The organism is Luteibacter sp. P4_D7_3, assembly GCF_056401735.1.
Genome location: NZ_JBFUIT010000520.1, coordinates 1 through 1,635, shown reverse-complemented (window position 1 = coordinate 1,635; position 1,635 = coordinate 1). Strand labels below are relative to the sequence as shown.

Sequence of the window (1,635 nt, the reverse complement as noted above, 5' to 3'; positions counted from 1 at the left end):
TCCTGGTACGGTGCGCTGATCCGCCAGGAAGCCGCGCTCGCACGGCACGCCGGTGTGATACGGGACGAGCGAGGCCGGATCGACGCCGGCCAGCTCGTCCCATTGGTCTTCGAACGGAATGAATCGCTGCATGACAGGCTTCCTCCACGGGATCGGCGCACATTGCGTGGCCTCGGGGACTATGGAAGCAGGCTTTCCTGCCTTATTACTGACCGAATGGGGCGAAACGATGTCAGCCCCATCGCGGCGATCGGGACGGTAAGGCTCCTACACTATCAGTCGATCTCGACCATTTCGAAGTCGTCTTTGGTCACACCGCAGTCCGGGCAGGTCCAGGTATCCGGGATATCTTCCCAGCGGGTGCCGGGCGCGATGTCCTCTTCGGGAAGGCCCAGGGCTTCGTCATAGATAAAGCCGCAGACGACGCACATCCATTTGCGAAGGGTGGTTTCGGTGCTCTGGCTCATGGTTTTGCGTACTGTCGTGAATCTGAGAAGTCACCCATTCTGTCACCCTCCGGCGCAACGAGGCTAGCGCGCTAGCCGTCACCCCCAAGGATTCCCATGAKTACCCTCCTCCGAACCCGACTCCGCGGCCAGGGCGTCTATGCCATCACGGACGGGCCCCGCGACGACCTGTTTGCGGCTGTCGAGGCCGCCCTCGCCGGGGGCATCCGCCTCTTGCAGTACCGGGACAAGACCAAGGACGCCAGGCGCCGCCTGGCCGAGGCCACTGAGCTGGCGACCATGTGCGCACGTTACGACGTCCCCCTGGTGGTGAACGACGACGTGCCGCTCGCCCTCGAAGTCGGTGCCGGCGTGCACCTGGGCCGGGAGGATGTCTCCATCGCCGAGGCCCGGGCCGCGCTCGGCGCGGACGCCATCATCGGCGCATCCTGCTACGGCTCGATCGACCGTGCCCGTCAGCTGCAGGCCGAAGGGGCCGATTACCTGGCCCTGGGCGCCATGTACCCGTCGACCACCAAGCCGCACGCCCCGGTCGTGGCACACGACGTATTGACGCAGGCGAAGGCCCTGGGCCTTCCCGTCGTGGCGATCGGTGGCATCACCCCCGACAATGGGCGGGTGCTGATCGACGCCGGCGCCGATTACCTGGCCGTGGTGTCCGCGATTTTCGCGGCCGCTGACATCCAGACGGCCGCCCGGCAGTTCGCCGACCTATTCGACCCACGCCCCGGAATCATTCGATGACCACGAACCATGACCTCTTCGCCCGTGCCCAGAAGCTGCTGCCCGGCGGTGTGAACTCACCCGTGCGCGCGTTCCGGTCCGTCGGTGGCGAGCCGTTCTTCACCGAGCGGGCCGACGGCGCCTATCTGTGGGACGTGGAGGGTAAGCGCTACATCGACTATGTCGGCTCATGGGGCCCGATGATCGTCGGCCATAACCACCCGGACGTGCGCGAGGCCGTGGAGCGCGCCATCCGGAAGGGCCTGTCGTTCGGCACGCCCTGCGCGGCCGAAGTGACCATGGCCGAGACGATCGTCTCGCTCATCCCTTCCGTGGACATGGTGCGCATGGTCAATTCGGGCACGGAAGCCACCATGTCGGCCATTCGTCTTGCCCGTGGCGCGACCGGTCGCTCGAAAATCGTGAAGTTCGAAGGCTGCTACCA

3 protein-coding genes are annotated in these 1,635 nt (G+C 65.7%); 2 read left to right on the top strand and 1 reads right to left on the bottom strand.

Going from position 1 to position 1,635, the window contains the following annotated elements:
- Positions 1 to 275: 275 nt before the first annotated feature.
- Positions 276 to 467, bottom strand: a complete 192-nt coding sequence (locus tag AC1DSN_RS22275) for a rubredoxin (protein ID WP_046969539.1) — start codon at positions 465 to 467, stop codon at positions 276 to 278.
- Between the two features lie 96 nt (positions 468 to 563).
- Here AC1DSN_RS22275 and thiE point away from each other — a divergent pair, with 96 nt between their 5' ends.
- Together thiE and AC1DSN_RS22265 are read left to right on the top strand one after the other, a co-directional pair.
- On the top strand, positions 564 to 1,211 hold the full coding sequence (gene thiE, locus AC1DSN_RS22270) for a thiamine phosphate synthase (protein ID WP_477332971.1): 648 nt from the start codon (positions 564 to 566) through the stop codon (positions 1,209 to 1,211).
- A partial coding sequence (locus AC1DSN_RS22265) for an aminotransferase class III-fold pyridoxal phosphate-dependent enzyme (RefSeq protein WP_477332969.1) occupies positions 1,208 to 1,635 on the top strand: 428 nt, incomplete at its 3' end. The genes thiE and AC1DSN_RS22265, both read left to right, overlap by 4 nt.